Source organism: Mesorhizobium onobrychidis, assembly GCF_024707545.1.
Lineage (GTDB): Bacteria > Pseudomonadota > Alphaproteobacteria > Rhizobiales > Rhizobiaceae > Mesorhizobium > Mesorhizobium onobrychidis.
The window spans coordinates 5,633,919-5,650,387 of the sequence record NZ_CP062229.1; the positions used below are offsets into that span (position 1 = coordinate 5,633,919).

Below are 16,469 nucleotides of genomic sequence, written 5' to 3' on the forward strand. Positions count from 1 at the left end.
ACGAAAACGCATGGGAAATCCGATTTCTGAAAGGAGGTACTAGGACGGGCGAAGTTCATCACATTGAACTCGCGGGAGACGACCTGACCAAGTGGGTTCCGGCGCGCGGATAGACCTTCGGAGCAAGCTAAGCCCCTTGTAGCAGAATTGCCAGAACTTGTCTGCGGCCATCTTACGTCGAGAGAGAGGCAGCGATCATGTTGACCCGTATGTTCGAGCCCCTCGACCGAACGAATGACGATAACGGCTCGTTCTATAGTATCTCGATGCTCGCAGACCACTCCGTTTCGAATGATTCTGTTGCCCTTCGGCGCGCCGCAGGGCGTCATTGAAAAGCCAAACTAAAGCGGCGAATTGTTTTTGCGAGGAGAAGCGCAATAATCGGTAACGGGCGTCGTGGTGCAGCCTTAGCTCGAAACCAGCGGATATTGGCGCGATGTGAGATAGGTAAGGCACACGATAATGACCAACCGCATTTCTCGCCGGGATTTGGCACGGGCCGCATGCGCCGCCCTTGTGCTGACGGCATCCGGTCGCTCAGGACGGGATGCTCGGGCCGCCGGCCCGGCGGAAGGCTCGCTGCCGAAAGCTCACTCCTGGCGTCCTGGTCTGTTCCCGGAAATGATTGTGAAATCCTGGTTTCAGGAGGATCTGGCCGAAGGCGAAATCTCCTCGTGGCAATCCGGCGGCGTGAAGCCGGTGGCTGCGGTGCAAGCCGAGCCCTCCCTGCGCCCAACAAAGCTTCCGAATAACGGCGGCGTCCTCTTCAAGAAGGGCACGAAACAGGCGTTGACCTGGCCAGTCGATAAGGATGCCCCCTATCTCCACCGGTGGTGGCTCGTGATCGCCCGGTGCCATTCGGTGAACAACACCGGTGCGGATAACGTTTCCGTTCTTTGCGTCAATGGCGCGGAGGGTGGCCCGGTGCATCGCCAGCCCCAGGTCTGTTTCAAGCCCTCGGCCGGCACATTCGTTTCGCGGCTCCATGACGGCAAGCTCAAGAGCGAGGAAGGGCAGTACTCGACCGATTTTGACGACTGGAATGTCATGGTCGGGTACCGCCGCGGATTCGTGATGCAGGCTGTGGTGAATGGGGTCAAGACGGCCGGCCAGGCGATTCATGCATTGAAACCCAACCTGATGAAATCGCAGAGCTTCATGGGCGATGTGAACAATCCGATGAGGGCCGATGTCGCGATCGATTGCGTCATCATCGGGCAAAGCGAACTCAATGATGCGCAGATCGACAAGCTCGTGGGTTGGGCCATGTGGCGCGCCGGCAGGCAAGCCGACCTGCCCGACGATCATCCCTATAGAAAGAGCCCGCCTTCGGCGGTGGATGCCAGCGACAATCCCGCGCGCTATGCCTTCGATTCGCAGGCTTGGGCAAGTTGGGCGGCGGTTGATACAAGGACGAACCAAGCCCATCGCGGTCAGGCGGCGCCCGATATCAGCGGCTATACGACGGTGTTCTTCGACGATTTCGAGACCAACACCATTGTCGATGATCTGACAGGCGCACAGAGCAGCGGCTGGTTCGCGCCGACGCACCTCACCAATATCGGCGGGGATGCGAAGGCACAGCGGATTTCCGGGACGCCGTCTTCATACATTCACGATGCCGAGAGCCACACGCTGTCGCTCCGTCTCGTCCACAACAAGGTTTGGAGGACCGGAGCGTTTTCTTCGGTCAACAACAACGGCCAAGGTCGGCGGTGGGGAAAAGGAATATTCGAGATCCGCGCCAAGTTCCCCAAGCTTTCCGCGCCGCGCCCGGGCTTCTTTCCTGCCTTCTGGGCCTATGGCAAGGAGCACCTGTTTTGGCGGACGCGGAATCGTCTGGAAACTGACTTTTGGGAATATGGGGCGGAGGACGGAACGTGGATCAATATCAGCCAGCATGTGCATAAGCCGGCGCTTGCCTATCTCGATCCCCAAATCGCCGCCGCTGACGTGCGCAGGAAGATCGCCGGCTACCCGATCGACCAATCAAACGGCTTCCCCAACGCGATAGACATATATGACGGCGAGTTTCATACGTGGTACGCCCAGATCGAAGATAATTACACATACTTCGTGATTGATGGCTATGAAGTGGCACGTTGCCCGACGACTCCGGAGCTTGCCGCGCAAAAATACATCATGGTCGATTTGGGCTTTCGATCCGGCAGGGGCGGAGTCTTGCCGGATCCATCCGAAACTTACGACATGGCCATAGACTATATTCGGGTCCGCCAGAAGGAGTCGGACCTTGCGGAGGTGCCTGCAGGCTTCGCGCGATTGCCAGAGCTTTCCGGCTCTGCCTCAATCGGAAGCACGCTGAGCGTACAGCCGAATGTGCCAGCGTCGCATCTGGAGTACCTTTGGTATCGTGACGGAGTTCCCATCATCGGCGAAACTGCTGCAACATACAAGCTCAATGCAAGGGATGCTGGGCACAGGATCCGGTGCCAAGTGCGTGCGCTCTCTTTGCTTGATCAGCCGGAAGCCTGGACAGCCGAAGCGGACGTCGTAGAGAGGTAATCGTGCAAATGAGCTTTCGCGGCTTGAATATGGCATCATCTGCCGGAGCAAAAAGGACAGGCGGCAGGGTCTCCTCTTAGTTCCTTTTCGCCCCGGGAGAAACATATGAGTCCGTCCGCCTATGATCGCTTGACGGTGAATAGCCCCAACCCGGCCGCACGGTTTGCGCAGAGAAGCCGGCATGAAAGGGGTATCCGACTTGTGAAGCAACATCTCTCTCCAAGCAGCGCTATCCTCGACTACGGATCCAACAATGGCGACTTTCTTAACACGCTGGCCGGCGGGGGCTGGACAGGACCGCTTTACGGCTATGATCCCTATGTGACGCCAAAAGCCCCATCGTTCACGCCGGTAGGGAGCCTGGGAGAGATACCTGGTGAGGTACTAGACGCGGTGCTGGCCTTTGAAACCCTCGAGCATGTCGACGACCACGTATTAGAGGAGTTCATCTCGTTCTGTGAGCGCTCTCTTCGGGCTGGTGGAGTTCTGATCATCTCCGTGCCCATCATGATTGGGCCTATTCTCTTGCTCAAGTACCCCAACGCCGTTTTCATAAACAAATCGCGATGGCGATACAGCGCCTGGGAGCTATTCCGTGCGGCAATTCTCTGGCAACAGGTCCCACGGAGCAAGTCCGGCGCCTATCTCGATCACAAGGGGTTTGACTACAGGGTGCTTCGACAGAGACTCGCCTGCCGCTTCGCCCCGATCTCGATCGGATATTCTCCATTTCCGGGCTTGGGCCCGGCCCTAAACTCTCAGGCTTTTATGTGCTTCCGGGCGATGAGCACGAGCGATCGTATCTGAGGTGAGATTGGAACCACCGCCACGGATATGTCCCTTGCTTTTCTCGAAGGGTTCTGCGGACTGAATGGAGTGCACTGAGTCCTGCGCGGACCCATCCCCCTTGATGTCCCGCCGAAATTCAGCGCATTGCCGGTCTTCTCGGGCGAGGCTTCACCAGTCCAAGAGCTGACTGTCGTATCGAACGTGATTGCGTCGCAATAGAGTGTCTCTGGTATCGCGACGGCGTTCCGATCGTGGACGAAACCGGCACAAGCTATGAGCTCAGTTCGCGGGATACCGGGCATAAGATTCGCTGCCATGTTCGCGCGGTCTCTGTGCTCAACCAGCCAGAAGCCTGGACACCGGAGAGCGAGACCGTCGGCTAGCCCGCATCGACCGCACGCCGTCGGGATGCGTCACCACTCTCGTCGGACTGCTGATGAGTTCTGCCACCAGTAGGCCTCCCCGCAGCCGAGGAGGGTGAGCTTTCCCAACAGGCGGAAACCTCTTCGATATGCGATTGCCACAGCGGGCAGAACGATGGGGTTGTCGGCTGGAGCAGGGTGAAGTGTTTCTCCGCGGGCTGGCATTGATACATCCAACAAGTTCTGTTTCCGGGAAAGAGAACATGCTAAAAGAATATTGCGCCGCGAGCAGGCTGTGATGCGTTATCTCCTCACATTCGCGATATTGAGTCTCTTCCTGCCAATCAGGCTCGAGACGGGTTTTGTGTTGCTGCGTCCGTTCGAGCTGATCGCCTTGCTGGCGCTCATATTTGGCCTGGCGACGGGGCGTTGGCGAAATTTGGCTTTTTCAGTCGGTTTTCTGCTGCTCCTGCCCTTCTTCGGTTGGCACTTGGTCTCGGCCTTCAGCGTGGACGCGAAGAACGGCCTGCGCGAGCTGTTGCAGATGTCCACTGTGGGCGCCTTTGCGTTCGCCATCGCACAGGAGGCTAGATGGCTCGAGACGCAGAAGGCCGTCAACATCTTGCTTTTCGGCATGGTGCTGATTCTCGCCTATACGATCTCCTGGCATGTGGCTCATGGCTACTCGGTCGGCTGGAAGCACTTGGCCGACCCAAGGCTCGTATTCACCTTCCTTCCAATTGCGCTCGCGGGGCTCCTCCTCTTCGCCAAACGGGCCAAGCGGCGCGGCCTTTGGTTTGCATGGGCAGGGATACTTCCCCTGCTCCTGCTATCCGGGGAACGCAAGGCGTTTTTGATCTGTCTCTTTCTGACCGCTGCGCTTCTGATGCGCGGACGGCTCGCTGCAATGGTACCGGCGATCGCCGCCGGCTTCGTGGGTCTTTTCATGTTATCGACCACGATGGGTAACGCCTATGTCGAGAAGCAAATGCAGACCATTCTCGATCCGCTGAGCATGGGGCAATACGAATATCTGGTCGCGACGGGGAAATATGCCCCTGGTGACACCCCGAGCAATGTCCAGCGCGCGTTTGCTTTCACTCTGTCCAGACAACTCATCTCCGAACATCCACTGATGGGCGTGGGTACGAACCAATTCAAGAATATTATCGATACGGATTTCAGCGGACTTCCTGGCGAGTTGCGGCTGGGGATACATGGCGAGTTTCAACGCATCCTCACCGAGAACGGCATCATTGGGCTCAGCCTCTATATTCTCATATGGATTGCTGCATGGTTTCGCTTAAGCCGTACTCTAAGCTGGGCCCTTTCTCACGGATTGATCGGAGCGGCCCAGGCACGGCTTCTGCCCCTCGTGCTTCTTGTTCCCTGCGCCCTTTACGTTGGAACAGAAGCCTCCGGCACACGAGCGTTCGTCACATTGATCCTTGTCTCGCTCCTGCCGGAATTGACGCGGCACGGGCTTTGGCTATCATTGCACAGGGCGCGGAGGAGCCACCCCGGGAGCATGAGACATCCCCGATTCCTCGGGAGCCCCTTGCCAGGAAACACGAGATGAGTGTTTCAGTTATCATGACATGCCACAATGAAGAACGCTTCATCGTGCAGGCAGTGGAAAGCGTGATTAATCAGACCGCGTCGAGCCACATCAAAGAGATCATCATTGTCAATGATGGCTCGATGGACGGCTCGTCGGAAGTGATTGCATCGCTGGGTCGCAGGGAGCCGCGCATACATGTCCTGACGACGGCGGGTATCGGGCTTTCATCGGCGAGGAATCTTGCCATCAGACATGCTGCCGGCGATCTTATTGCAATTCTCGACGGCGATGACTTCTGGGCCGAGGACAAGCTTGAGCGTCAATTAGCCGTCTTGGGCAATGGCTGCAAGGCAGGTCTTGTCTATGGTGATCTTGTCGATTTTTCCGCGCCGGATCTGTCCGATGCTCTACACGTCGCCGTGCGCCGCTATCGCGCCGACCAGTGCGATACGTTGCCGACATATTTTCTGCTTGATGGGCCGATTGTTCCTTCCAGTATGGTTATGCGGCGGGAGATGGTCGAAGATATCGGGTTATTCAACGAGGCATTCAGGGCTGGAGAGGATACAGAGTTTTGTCTACGCGCAGCCGAGCGTTGGACATTTCAACATGTGGCCGAAGCACTCGTCTATAAACGGCGCCATGGCTCGAACATAACCCGCAGACTCGACGCGCTTCTGCCGGTAGCCGAACGCCTCACGCGAGAATGGGTCATGCGACGGCCGGAACTTACGCACCTCGCGCGTCGGCGCAACGCGCGTTTGTACGCCAAGGCGGGCAATGATTGCGTGGCTCAAGGCGAAAAGAAACGCGGAGCGCGCTTGCTCATTCGCGCGATGTGGCACGATCCATTGTCCTGGCGCGTCTACGTTTACATCCTTCTTTGCGTCCTGCCGAGGGGCGTGGAGCCCCAGGTGCGCCGCGCAGCCAAGCTGTTGTTCTACCGCGCCCTTCGCAAAGGGAGCGGCATTGACGAATATCGGGGCGCTCAGCGCTAGAGGCACAAGGCAATCGGGAACGCTTCCGTATCACATGCGAATTCTTTACTTCATCAACGGCTTCGATCCCGGTGGTGCCGAGCACGGGCTGCTGACCTTGCTGCAAGCAGGATTTTTCAGCGGGCATGAGCTGAAGATTCTAGCCTGTTGCCGTGGTCGCGGGGCTCTTGCCGATGAAATCGCCGCAAAGATCGGAGAGCACAATCTTATCCTGACGTCGCAGAGCGAAGAGCCTTCCTTGCGCACCTTCGTGAGCACGTTCTTTGTAATGTTGCGCCTCATCCGGGAGTGGCGGCCGGATATGGTTGTGTTGTCGCTCAAGCAGGCCAATCTCCTGGGACGGCTAGTTGCGATGTTCGCTCCTCGGCTTCGCTGCGTTTCATTCGAGCACATCGCCCGTTACCGCTCCCGGCGTGCCGAAGGCGTTTATGGCCCTGTGCTCAAGGCGCTGTCCTGGCGTGTCGACGAAATCTGGGCTGATTGCGAAAATACGCTCCGGGAGACACAAGCATACTTCCTGCCCCGCAGGCGCCGGTCGCATGTGGTGCCTCTGTTTCGTGCCGATGGGGCTTCCTCCCACAAGCGCGACTACGCGCTTCACACACCCTTGCGCCTTGCTGCAGCCGGACGCCTTATGGCGCGAAAGAACTTTGACCGCCTGATCGAGGCCATCCGAATGCTCCAAGACCGCGGCGTTTCTGCAAGCCTCGATCTTTACGGCGATGGGCCGGAACGGCAGGCGCTTTCGCGCAAGGCGGATGAGCTCGGCATTCGAGATCGCGTGCATTTCTATGGATATGTCGCACGCTGGTTCGAGCTGGCCTGTGATCGTGACATGTTCATCAATCTGTCCGATACGGAAGGGTTCTGCATCGTCGTCGCCGAGGCGATGCTTGCCGGTCTTCCGATTATCGCGACCGACGTCGGCGGTATTCGGGATTACGGCAAGCATGGAGAGAATATGCTGAAGCTTACTGTGCCCTCAGCGGAGATGGCGGTGACCCAAGTGTTAGTGCTCGCGGGCGATGAAACGCTTCGCAAAGAGATCGGAATACAGGCACGACACGATATGCTGGAGGCCTATTCGCAGGATGCTTTGCGTGTCCGCGCTACGGCGGTGTTGGGTGGCGGAATGTAAGGACCGGCAAAGCACTGGCGACCAGGATAGCCGGGCCGATCGTGAATTCTGACTGCTCGGCATCCCACCTGTCCGACATGGTTCTCGACCTGGCCCTTTTCCCAGTCCGATGCCAGCGCGCAGCCCACCGGCTGGAGGAAGCGACGATGTGATGTATCGCCGGTCCTTGCCGACGAACACCATCTCCTGCGTCTCGCGCGGATAAGCCCGGACGGAGTTTGTTCGTCAAAGCCTCCTTGCGCTATCTGCTCAAGACAAAACAATGCCTGCTCCACAACTAGGCCTGGTAATACTGACTATAGCGTTCACTGTAAAATTCGGCGCTGCCGAACTTTTGGTACCGCTTGATTCTTTTGATATCGACCTTGTTGAGCAGAACGCCGATGCATTTATCCGCCAGGATCGGGTTGTTGTTGAGGATTTCGCGCACGAATGTACGAGCGGTCACACCCCATTCAACAACCAGAACAAGGCCGTCGAGGTGCTGGACAAAGGACCTCACGTCCGCGACTGGAGCCAACGGGGGCAAATCAACGACGACGTAATTGAACATAGGGCCCACCTTGAGCAGAAAGTCGCCCATTTTCTCGATAGGCTGCATGGTGTTTGCGAGCTTTTGTTGGCTCTGGTTCACGCCGGGCAGGAACCTCAATGGCAATGACTGATGGGCCAGCAAATCTCTCGGATTGAGTCCTCCAGCCAACAAGTTGGCCAGGCCTCGTTCCCAGCCGTTGGCTAACATAGGGGACAAGCCCGGATTGTGGATATCGGCATCGATCAACAACGTCTTACAACGCTGCATAGCAAGAACCATCGCTAAATTAGCAGCGACCAGCGACTTCCCTTCTCCCGGGAGGCAAGAAACGATGCCGAGCGCCTTGGTGCTCTTCCCTGGTAACTCGACATCAACAGCGACTTTCACAGTTCGCATCGCTTCAGCGAATTCCGAGCGCGGATGTTGTTCTACCCAGTTGAAAGCGCTGTTCCCCACCTCGATGAATGACGGCTCTCCGGCCGCACGATCGTGCTTGTTTCGGCGAATTGGCTTCCCGTCCAGCAAAGGGATCATTCCGAGCGTCTCAAGTCCGAGTTCATCGCGCACTTGAGCCGTCGTGCGGAAAAAGCGCTCCCGGTACTCCCGAATTCCGCCCACACCGGCGCCAACCAGGCCGCCGAGCACGAGACAGAACGCCAACGTAAGACTGCTGTTCGGAGAACTCGGTCCGCTGGGGTATGGTGCCTCCGAGATAGTCCGCGCCTCCGTCAACGCCATCGAAAGGTTCTGCAGGCTCGCTTGGTACTGCTGCAGGACCTGTTCATATTGCGACTTGAGAGAGGACGCCTCAAGTTCGAGCTGGCGCAAGGTAACCAGCGTTTCCTTGGTCAACGTATTGTCTGTTCGGAATCTGTGGATTGCGAGCTCGGCATCGACCGATCGCTTCCGCACCGTCTCGAGCTCTTCCGCCAGTGCGCTGCGAGCTCGGATAATCGATTCGTCTTTGGCTCCGACTTGGTCAGAGATATAGATTTCTGCATACTTACTGGCTATTTTTTGCGCCATTTCGGCGCTAGGCGACCGAACTTGGACTTGCAGAATGTAAGAAAGCCCTACACGAGCTACCGTTATATTCTCAGCCAGAATGCCAAATGCCTGCCATCGAGGATCGGGTCCTCGCGCGGCACTCGATTTCACCGGCGCTCCGCTTGCTTCGGAACTGCCGATGAATGGCCACCGAGCGACCGATCCCGTGAGACTGTTGAGCAATGAATATGGCGCTGACAAGAAAGAGCGATCGGTAGCAAGACCGAGGCTGTCAACGACCTTTAGCCCGATGCGGTCGGAAAGCAACAATTCGACCTGACTCAGCATCATCGGGTCAAGCTGTGCGGAGCTTTCGCTCTCTGTTAACTGCGTTACGATGGATGGCTGGTTCTTGTCGATCAGGATTCTGGCCGTCGACTCGTACAAGGGCACCTCGGCCCAAAGATACGCTAGCCCCAGCACAAGTCCTGCGAGCGCGCATGTAAGGACGAACCTCAACTGCCGTCGCGCTGCCGCCACGAGTGTTTCGAGATCAATCGTTCCCCACTGAGGATCGCCGAATGTGAAGGCAGAATCCGGGTGCTTTTCAACTTCGCGGAGCATAAGCCTTCAAACCCGTGGAATGAGACTGGCAGCGCATTGGTAGTGACAAACACCATACCACATTATCTGACTAAATGTCTGCAAATCCAGTATCGACGCCCGCGGAGCCCAGGCACACCCAGGCACACCGCTCGGGCGGGCATCAGCCCGCTCTTCGCTAAAGGCGCAACTCCTAACCTCGATGCAATAAACGAAACCTCACGCGGCCCATGCTCCGACTGCCGCAATTCCGCTGCATGTCGTAAGCTCCAACTGAAGGAAGAAATTGAGTCGTATTGCCAAATGGCAAAACATCTGAGCAAGAGATTCCGGGCTCAGGTTGAGCCTGTCCTGCGGGAAACAGGGATGTCGATTGGAATGGCTCGTCGATCACAGGCGCGCGATAACGATCACCGCAAGGGTCCTGCGCGCATCTGGCGCCTAGCGGAAAGCCTCTCCGATGCCAGAATAAGTCAGGCTGCAGTCACATTTTGTTTCGTGGTGTGGGGTGTCATCTTGCTGATCGTCTTACTCTAGACTAGCAGCCAGAGCCTATGAAGGCGGAGAGTGGCCCGCCTCACTTACTAAGTGGCTCGGCAGTTGCTCCCTTTCGGACTCATCGCGCGGTGTGTGACTTCGGAGTCACCGATTCCTTGGAGACCGAGCGCCACACTAGCAGCATGACAGCAACAAAGTACCCAATCTGTATCAAGATCCCACAAATCAACGTTTGGACAAACGTGCCCCAGAGGGATTCGGTGAGCAAATATATACTGATGGCGAATGCCAACAGTACTATGATAAGGCCTCGCAAAAAAAGCAAAAACGACATCGCCGTCCCACTCGCAGCCGCTGGCGTGACGCGCTTCTTGGCTATCCAGGCCTCAGCGCGTTAACCATCATAACATATCGGAACGGGTCAGAGCGACCGATATATTAGCATGTGCGAATAAAGATGCCCCAACCTGTGCCAGGACGCTTGCTTCCAGGCGACCAACTCCCGTTCGACCATCCACAGCTTCTCGGCCGTCGACCACCGCCGCCGTCGCTCGCGGCCGTTCAGGATCTCGATCTTCGGAATGCTACCAGTCATAGACACGACATTACTCCTATCCCTTATCAAGATGGAGATCGTGTCCGGTTCATTCGGGGGCTATTTCATGCGGATGGCTTTCCCCTCCGGGGCCATACCTTGTTAGCGTGCGCAATGCACATCAAACCAGTCATGCCAGACAGGGTCAGGATCACCGGTGTGGCCAAGATCAAAGGCAAGCCACGTAAATGCAACTTCCTTCATTTGCCGCCACGGGCCATCAGTCTCATCACCGAATGGACCCGAGGAGCCGTAGGCAGAATGTTTCTTTGCAACATTCTCTGGTGCACGGCGACCCAGCATACGTCGAACACGACTTCGCAATGGTCTTAGATTTCGTGACCATTTGTTGGCCTGATCGGGGCTATAACTTAGCTGCCGAAAATCCTCCTGCGCAATCAGTTTGAAACGCGAATAGCCGAGATTGTGCATAAAGAACAGATCCTCCAAACGGCTCTTCTCAAACGAGACGAATTGAGGGAGATCGTTTGGGTCAAGTGCCTCCAAGCAGAAATGATCTGCAGTCTCGATATCAACCTTGAGGTAATAGGGTGTTCCAAACTCGGCCAAGATGTCGTTCATCGGTCGGCAAGTGACCTGGATCTCATGAGAAGTGTTGTTGCACATCTCCGCATTTTGCCTATCGAACGAGTTGAACTCGGGATTGCTACTGATCCAAAATGAGGCTTGTCCGTGACTTGGCCCAATCGCAGCCTCAACGACGTGAACTTGGCCCTTCTCGATCTCAGCAGCAAACCGTTTTCGCCCTGCTTCCGCTTGCGCAGGGTCTGCCTCAATCGCCACCACACGATAGCCTTGGCTCACATAGAACGCCGTATCATCGCCATTATGCATACCGACGTCATAAACCAAGTCGCGGTCCACGTTGCCCTCCTAAGGAAATGACGTGCAAAGCAAGACATTAAGATAATAAGTTGGCCGCGCTCTGCTAAATCACCCTTCCGAAGGAGAGTAGCATTAGGGTTTTGACGAAACTATCATTAGCATGACCCGCCCACCTGATATCCGGACGTGCAACTGGACGTCCATTTTGCCGTCTCTTGCCATGCACAAGACCTCGTCCATATCGGAGGCATCTTCGCATGGTCGGGTCAGGCCGAGCAGGTCGGAAATCGAGGGGGCCCAACGAGCGCTTACTCCCGTTCGGCGGCCAAGAGAGGTTTGCCACGCGGATTGGCCATGCCATGCGATCTGGATTAGGCAGAGGCTGAGTCGAGTTGTGTGCGTCAAGTTGAGCAAAATGGGACGGCTTCGATGTTGGTGTGTCCGCCGCGCAGCTTCCGTGTTTAGCGGAGCGGCGAACATGGCGGCCCCGCGTCAGGCGGGCCAATGCCGCTCAGGCCACCAGGAAGACGAACGCGACTGCCATCAGGTAGCGCGCGACCGGCTGCTCGCTGGCCGGCGGTGCCGCTTCCGATCGACGACACGATGGTAACGTCAGCCATAGCGTTTGCGGCTCCACGACTGCACCAGATTGACGACCAGGAGCATCGCGAACGATAGCCAACCATGATCGCCCCGATCGCGGTGGCCGCCGGATAGTTGTATTCTTCCAGCCGGATGATGATCAGAGTGGGGCGATCTCGGAACATCGTCTGCCTTGTTGCCATTGTTCAGAGCGTAAATTCGCCTCAAAGGAATGGCGTTGTGAGAAAGGTCTGCGTCGATGTCATGCTCAAGCATTGCGGGGTGATCGCGAATGTTGAATAGATCGGTGCGCTGGATGCAGGCAGGCAGCTGCGCTGCGCTCGCATGCATGTTTCTGTTGTTCGCAAACGCGAATCTATCGAATGGCCTTGCCCTAGCAGAGGAGTACAATGTCGGCGAGTACCGTCTGCAGACTGGCGACGTGATCGGCTTCGCTGTCATAGGCTATCCCGAGATGCAAAAGCGAGCTGTGATCGACCAAAGCGGTGTAATTGTGTTGCCGGTCCTAGGCCCCCTAAACGTTCTCGGGAAGACAATAGTGGATGTTCGCAAGGAGGTAATTGAGGTTTTAAAACCAAAATCCCTTCCGCAACGATCCGCCGACGGCACTGAGACTTGGACTGGTTTTTACCCAGATCAGATTATTGTTGATATTGAGGAATACCGACCCGTCTATATTGACGGGGACATTGCCTCTCCTGGGATTCAGCCCTTCAGACCAGGAATGACTGTCCGACAAGCTGTGGCGGCTGGCGGCGGCTACAAGCTCGGTCGCGGTGAGCTTGAAAACCCTGAAATGACAGCAGCGGACCTTGGCGGCCGCCTCCACATTCTGCGCATCAAGTACCAGGAAAGCGAAATCAAAGCTGCTCGCATAGAGGCGCAGCTGAGCGGCGCCAGAGCGATTGAGGTTCCGGAGGCAGAACGTGACCCGAGCCTCGAACCTCGTCGCGACGAAGCTTTGCAGCAGGAGGGGAAGCATCTTGAAGCTGTCTATGCGGATCAGGAGAAGGAGCGCGCTTCGGTTAAGTTGGCCACAACCAAGGCGGCGGAACGAATGGGCTACCTGAAGGAGCAGCAGAAGGCGGATCAAGCGGGCGCAGCCGCAGATGCGGCGGAACTTGATCGCATCAAGAAGCTCTTCGAAAAAGGTCTGATCCAGATCACGAGGGTCAACGATGCTCAACGCGCAGTGCTCCTTTCAGCGACCCGCGCTTTGCAAACCAACGCTGAGATCGCTCGACTTGAACGCGACCAAGGGGATTTGCAGCGCAGTCTTGATAAGCTTATCGACCAGGGTCGAATTGACCTGTTGGCTGACTTGCAGACTGAACGCGCGGCGATGACGCAAATGCGCGCTGAGATGGATTCATTGACCAAACAAATCGCCTACGTGATGCAGATGCGCAGCGACCTTGTAGGCGAAGGGGACCGCATTACGATCGGTGTAACCCGCTCCACTGACGGACAGGCAGCGACGACCGAGGCGACTGAAGATACTCTGCTTGCTCCGGGTGACACCATCACAATTACGCTGGAGGACCCACCAGGAGCGGCGGTCGCGAACTAAACAATTAAATATTGTATAGAGGCGGCGCGTAGTTGCACGTGTCCTATGGAAATGTGGTCCGGGCCAAGATCGTTTTGGTGGCCGCTCAGGGTCCAGGCAATGACGTGACTGCCGCGTGCGCCGCCAAAGCCTGGGATCAAGCATCTAGCTTCAACAGCCCCGGCTCGGTACGCCCGAACAGGGACGCGCTCACCTCTCCAGATAAATCTTTCCATAAAGAGGCCGTGACTCGGCGTTTCGCATCCGTTTCACCCGAACCTTGATCCAGCGAGGAACCAGCCCCCGGCAGCAGACGTCGACCGTGTGAGGCAGACGTGAAATGGCGGTGCGCGGCTCCAGGACAAAGAGCTTCTTCGACAGGTACCAGGCTGCGGAAAGCCGCCCTTGAACCAAAGCTCTCACGGCAAGCCCATTGATCGTGTCAAGCAGATGGGCATTGAGATCGCTCCCAAATTGCGGATATTTCTCGCGAAACTCGGCTAGGACAATTTCATACGAACGAAACATCTGCATGACATCGCTCGACATGTTGCCGATCGTCCTCCGGTAACCCACAAGATGTTGGGGCACGACACGAAACTCGTAATTCTCCGCTATTCTGAGGCACATTAGAAGATCTTCGCAGCCTTGTGCGTTCCTCGCCCTCAGGGAAGGATCAAACTGTCCCGCCCGCTCGAATGCGGAGCGACGTACAAGCATCGAACTTCCGTTACCGACAAAGTTGTTTCTGCACATGCGTTGCAGCACGCGACCATCGGCATCGGGCTGTTTGAATGAAAATATCCGACCGTCCTCGTCGATCTCCGCAAACCAGCAATATGCCAGGCCAGCTGACGAGCCTCCTTCCTGCAGGACGCGCAGTTGCAGTGCGATTTTGGATGGAGCCCAAAGATCATCCGCGTCCACGAACGCTAGAAACTCCGCATCGGTGGCAGCGGCGCCGCTGTTGCGTGCGTGCGCAACACCCGCATTTGGCTGCCTGAAAAGGCGTATACGCCGATCTTGCTCGGCATAGGCGGCCACGATTGACGCGGACCGGTCCGTCGACCCATCATCCACTACGATAATGTCCAGCGCCTGGTGGCTCTGCTGGCAGATGCTGGTCAGCGTCGGGAGAATGGTTCTCTCGGCATTGAACATGGGCACCACGACGCCTATCACAGTGGCATTGTGCTGGCTCATTTGCCTTCGTCTTCTCTCACGACGTGGTAAAATGGCACATCAGGGCCGGTAGTTCCATCAGATTTCACTACTTTAGCTGATGAGGATTCAACCACGACGGCCGAGCGGCAAGGCAGAGGTCAAACGCGTGGTTCCCGCACGAGGGCAAGGAGATGGTAGCGTGGAACCAGGCTCAAACCTCGGACATGATCTTCACCCAACCTGTGATCCACGGGTTTGGCAATATCTCCGTGCCGACAACGCTGATCATCGGGGGCAAGGATCGTACAGCCCCGGGCGGCAATCGCGCCAGCGCCGAGGTCGCGAAGGCGCTCGGCCACTATCCAAATCTCGGACGCGCCGCAGCCGCTGCCATTCCGAACGCGACGCTCGTTGAATTCCCAGAGCTTGGCCATTCACCACGGATAGAGGCCCCCGGCGAGTTCCACTCAGCACTCCTGGAAGCGATAAAGTAGCGGTCTTCGGACTTTAGCTGGATATTTAGGAACTCCGACGTGTAGGTGAGTGAGGAACCGCCCGAACCGCCCGTCGCGGCATTCCGCTGCCGAAGCCATGCAGCAGTCGCAGCATCGGTGAAAACAGGCGTCCACTACTACAACGACAACGCCCCGGTCGAGATCGCCGGCTGCCCACGCATGCACGCGATTCAGCCGTTCATCGTTCAATCACCGCGATCCAGGACATACCGTTATGGCGACATGGCACCGGATCTCCAGGGCCGCCGACGATATCTATCAAGATGCAACGCCAAAATTACCTCCGGTCGCCGTGGGCCACCCGCAACTGGAAACGATGCCGGGCGTTGCTGTGACGAACAGGATATAAGCCTATCTGGCAGCAAGCCTGGTTGAAGAAAGCCCGACGGTCATGAAGCCAATGAACGAAGAGCATCTCGCAGTGCTACGCAGGCACATGGTCGAGATGATTGCAATCCATACCGACCTTGCAAGCGAAGAACTCGGCAAGGCGGCGCTCGATGAGCGTGTGATGGCTGCGATGCGGCGAGTGCCGCGGCATCTCTTCGTGCCAGCCTCGGTTGCGCCTTATGCCTACCAGGACATGCCGCTGCCGATCGGCTTCGATAAAACCGTCTCGCAGCCGTTCATCGTCGCTCTCATGACCGATCTCCTTGCTCCCCAACCGCACGAGGCGGTGCTCGAGATCGGCACCGGGCTGGGATACCAAACCGCAATCCTCGCGGAACTCGCCGGGCACGTTTGGAGCGTCGAAATCATCGAGGAATTCGCAAACCATGCCGAGGCTCTCCTGCAGGGCCTCGGTCTATCCAATATCAGCATTCGTGTCGGAGACGGATCTCGAGGCTGGCCAGAGCACGCCCCATTCGACAAGATCCTGGTCACCGTCGCGGCTGGGCGGGCGCCGCCGGCTTTACTTGATCAGCTCAAGCCGGGGGGACGCCTGGTTCTGCCTGTCGGACCTGAGGAAGTGCAGTTGCTGACGGTCATCGACAAGAATTCGGCAGGGCAACTGAAGACTCGCAAACTCATCCCGGTTCGGTTCAGCCGGCTCGAAACGGTCTAACGACGGTGCGGACATCTGGCCCCACAGGGTCAGCAACTTCGCTATGGCCAGAGATGACGCAGGCCGCGCGAGGATTGTTTTTAATCCGACTGTGCCCGCGACAGCGCCTCGCGTTTTCCGCCGCCCAAAACCAGTAT

At 57.1% G+C, this 16,469-nt stretch carries 13 protein-coding genes and 2 pseudogenes; 8 read left to right on the top strand and 7 right to left on the bottom strand.

Annotation, left to right across the window (positions count from 1 at the left end; genetic code table 11):
- Window positions 1–462: 462 nt before the first annotated feature.
- The 5 genes from IHQ72_RS27915 (at window position 463) to IHQ72_RS27935 (ending at window position 7,371) form a co-directional block, all read left to right on the top strand.
- Entirely contained in the window at window positions 463–2,523 is a 2,061-nt protein-coding gene (locus IHQ72_RS27915) for a hypothetical protein (protein ID WP_258118608.1), read from the top strand.
- 105 nt (window positions 2,524–2,628) lie between these two features.
- Window positions 2,629–3,330: a class I SAM-dependent methyltransferase gene (locus IHQ72_RS27920; protein ID WP_258118613.1), complete on the top strand. Its 702-nt coding sequence runs from the start codon at window positions 2,629–2,631 to the stop codon at window positions 3,328–3,330.
- Between the two features lie 642 nt (window positions 3,331–3,972).
- Window positions 3,973–5,253 carry an O-antigen ligase family protein gene (locus tag IHQ72_RS27925; protein ID WP_258118615.1) on the top strand — a complete coding sequence of 427 codons (1,281 nt, stop codon included), beginning with the start codon at window positions 3,973–3,975 and terminating at the stop codon, window positions 5,251–5,253.
- Entirely contained in the window at window positions 5,250–6,233 is a 984-nt protein-coding gene (locus IHQ72_RS27930; RefSeq protein WP_258118617.1) for a glycosyltransferase family 2 protein, read from the top strand. The genes IHQ72_RS27925 and IHQ72_RS27930 overlap by 4 nt, the downstream gene beginning before the upstream one ends.
- A 34-nt stretch (window positions 6,234–6,267) precedes the next feature.
- Window positions 6,268–7,371 carry a glycosyltransferase gene (locus IHQ72_RS27935; RefSeq protein WP_258118619.1) on the top strand — a complete coding sequence of 368 codons (1,104 nt, stop codon included), beginning with the start codon at window positions 6,268–6,270 and terminating at the stop codon, window positions 7,369–7,371.
- Between the two features lie 65 nt (window positions 7,372–7,436).
- On the opposite strand, the pseudogene IHQ72_RS37215 reads toward IHQ72_RS27935, so the two are convergent.
- The 6 genes and pseudogenes from IHQ72_RS37215 to IHQ72_RS27960 form a co-directional block, all read right to left on the bottom strand.
- Window positions 7,437–7,584 (bottom strand): annotated as a pseudogene (locus tag IHQ72_RS37215) (IS21 family transposase); the annotation flags it as partial.
- 64 nt (window positions 7,585–7,648) lie between these two features.
- Window positions 7,649–9,517: a Wzz/FepE/Etk N-terminal domain-containing protein gene (locus IHQ72_RS27940; protein ID WP_258118621.1), complete on the bottom strand. Its 1,869-nt coding sequence runs from the start codon at window positions 9,515–9,517 to the stop codon at window positions 7,649–7,651.
- Window positions 9,518–10,112: 595 nt separating this feature from the next.
- The gene (locus IHQ72_RS27945; protein ID WP_258118622.1) at window positions 10,113–10,328 is read right to left on the bottom strand and encodes an exopolysaccharide production repressor protein; all 216 of its coding nucleotides are present in this window, start codon (window positions 10,326–10,328) and stop codon (window positions 10,113–10,115) included.
- A gap of 87 nt (window positions 10,329–10,415) precedes the next feature.
- Window positions 10,416–10,595: a hypothetical protein gene (locus tag IHQ72_RS27950; protein WP_258124074.1), complete on the bottom strand. Its 180-nt coding sequence runs from the start codon at window positions 10,593–10,595 to the stop codon at window positions 10,416–10,418.
- Between the two features lie 96 nt (window positions 10,596–10,691).
- On the bottom strand, window positions 10,692–11,474 hold the full coding sequence (locus IHQ72_RS27955; RefSeq protein WP_258118624.1) for an FkbM family methyltransferase: 783 nt from the start codon (window positions 11,472–11,474) through the stop codon (window positions 10,692–10,694).
- 573 nt (window positions 11,475–12,047) lie between these two features.
- Window positions 12,048–12,187 (bottom strand): annotated as a pseudogene (locus tag IHQ72_RS27960) (molybdate ABC transporter permease subunit); the annotation flags it as partial.
- Window positions 12,188–12,309: 122 nt separating this feature from the next.
- Between IHQ72_RS27960 and IHQ72_RS27965 the strand changes: the two are divergent.
- The gene (locus tag IHQ72_RS27965; RefSeq protein WP_258118626.1) at window positions 12,310–13,608 is read left to right on the top strand and encodes a polysaccharide biosynthesis/export family protein; all 1,299 of its coding nucleotides are present in this window, start codon (window positions 12,310–12,312) and stop codon (window positions 13,606–13,608) included.
- Window positions 13,609–13,797: 189 nt separating this feature from the next.
- On the opposite strand, the gene IHQ72_RS27970 is transcribed toward IHQ72_RS27965, so the two are convergent.
- Window positions 13,798–14,790 carry a glycosyltransferase family 2 protein gene (locus tag IHQ72_RS27970; protein WP_258118628.1) on the bottom strand — a complete coding sequence of 331 codons (993 nt, stop codon included), beginning with the start codon at window positions 14,788–14,790 and terminating at the stop codon, window positions 13,798–13,800.
- Window positions 14,791–14,942: 152 nt separating this feature from the next.
- Here IHQ72_RS27970 and IHQ72_RS27975 point away from each other — a divergent pair, with 152 nt between their 5' ends.
- The gene (locus IHQ72_RS27975) at window positions 14,943–15,245 is read left to right on the top strand and encodes an alpha/beta fold hydrolase (RefSeq protein WP_258118630.1); all 303 of its coding nucleotides are present in this window, start codon (window positions 14,943–14,945) and stop codon (window positions 15,243–15,245) included.
- Between the two features lie 412 nt (window positions 15,246–15,657).
- On the top strand, window positions 15,658–16,332 hold the full coding sequence (locus tag IHQ72_RS27980) for a protein-L-isoaspartate(D-aspartate) O-methyltransferase (RefSeq protein ID WP_258118632.1): 675 nt from the start codon (window positions 15,658–15,660) through the stop codon (window positions 16,330–16,332).
- The last annotated feature ends 137 nt before the right edge of the window (window positions 16,333–16,469 follow it).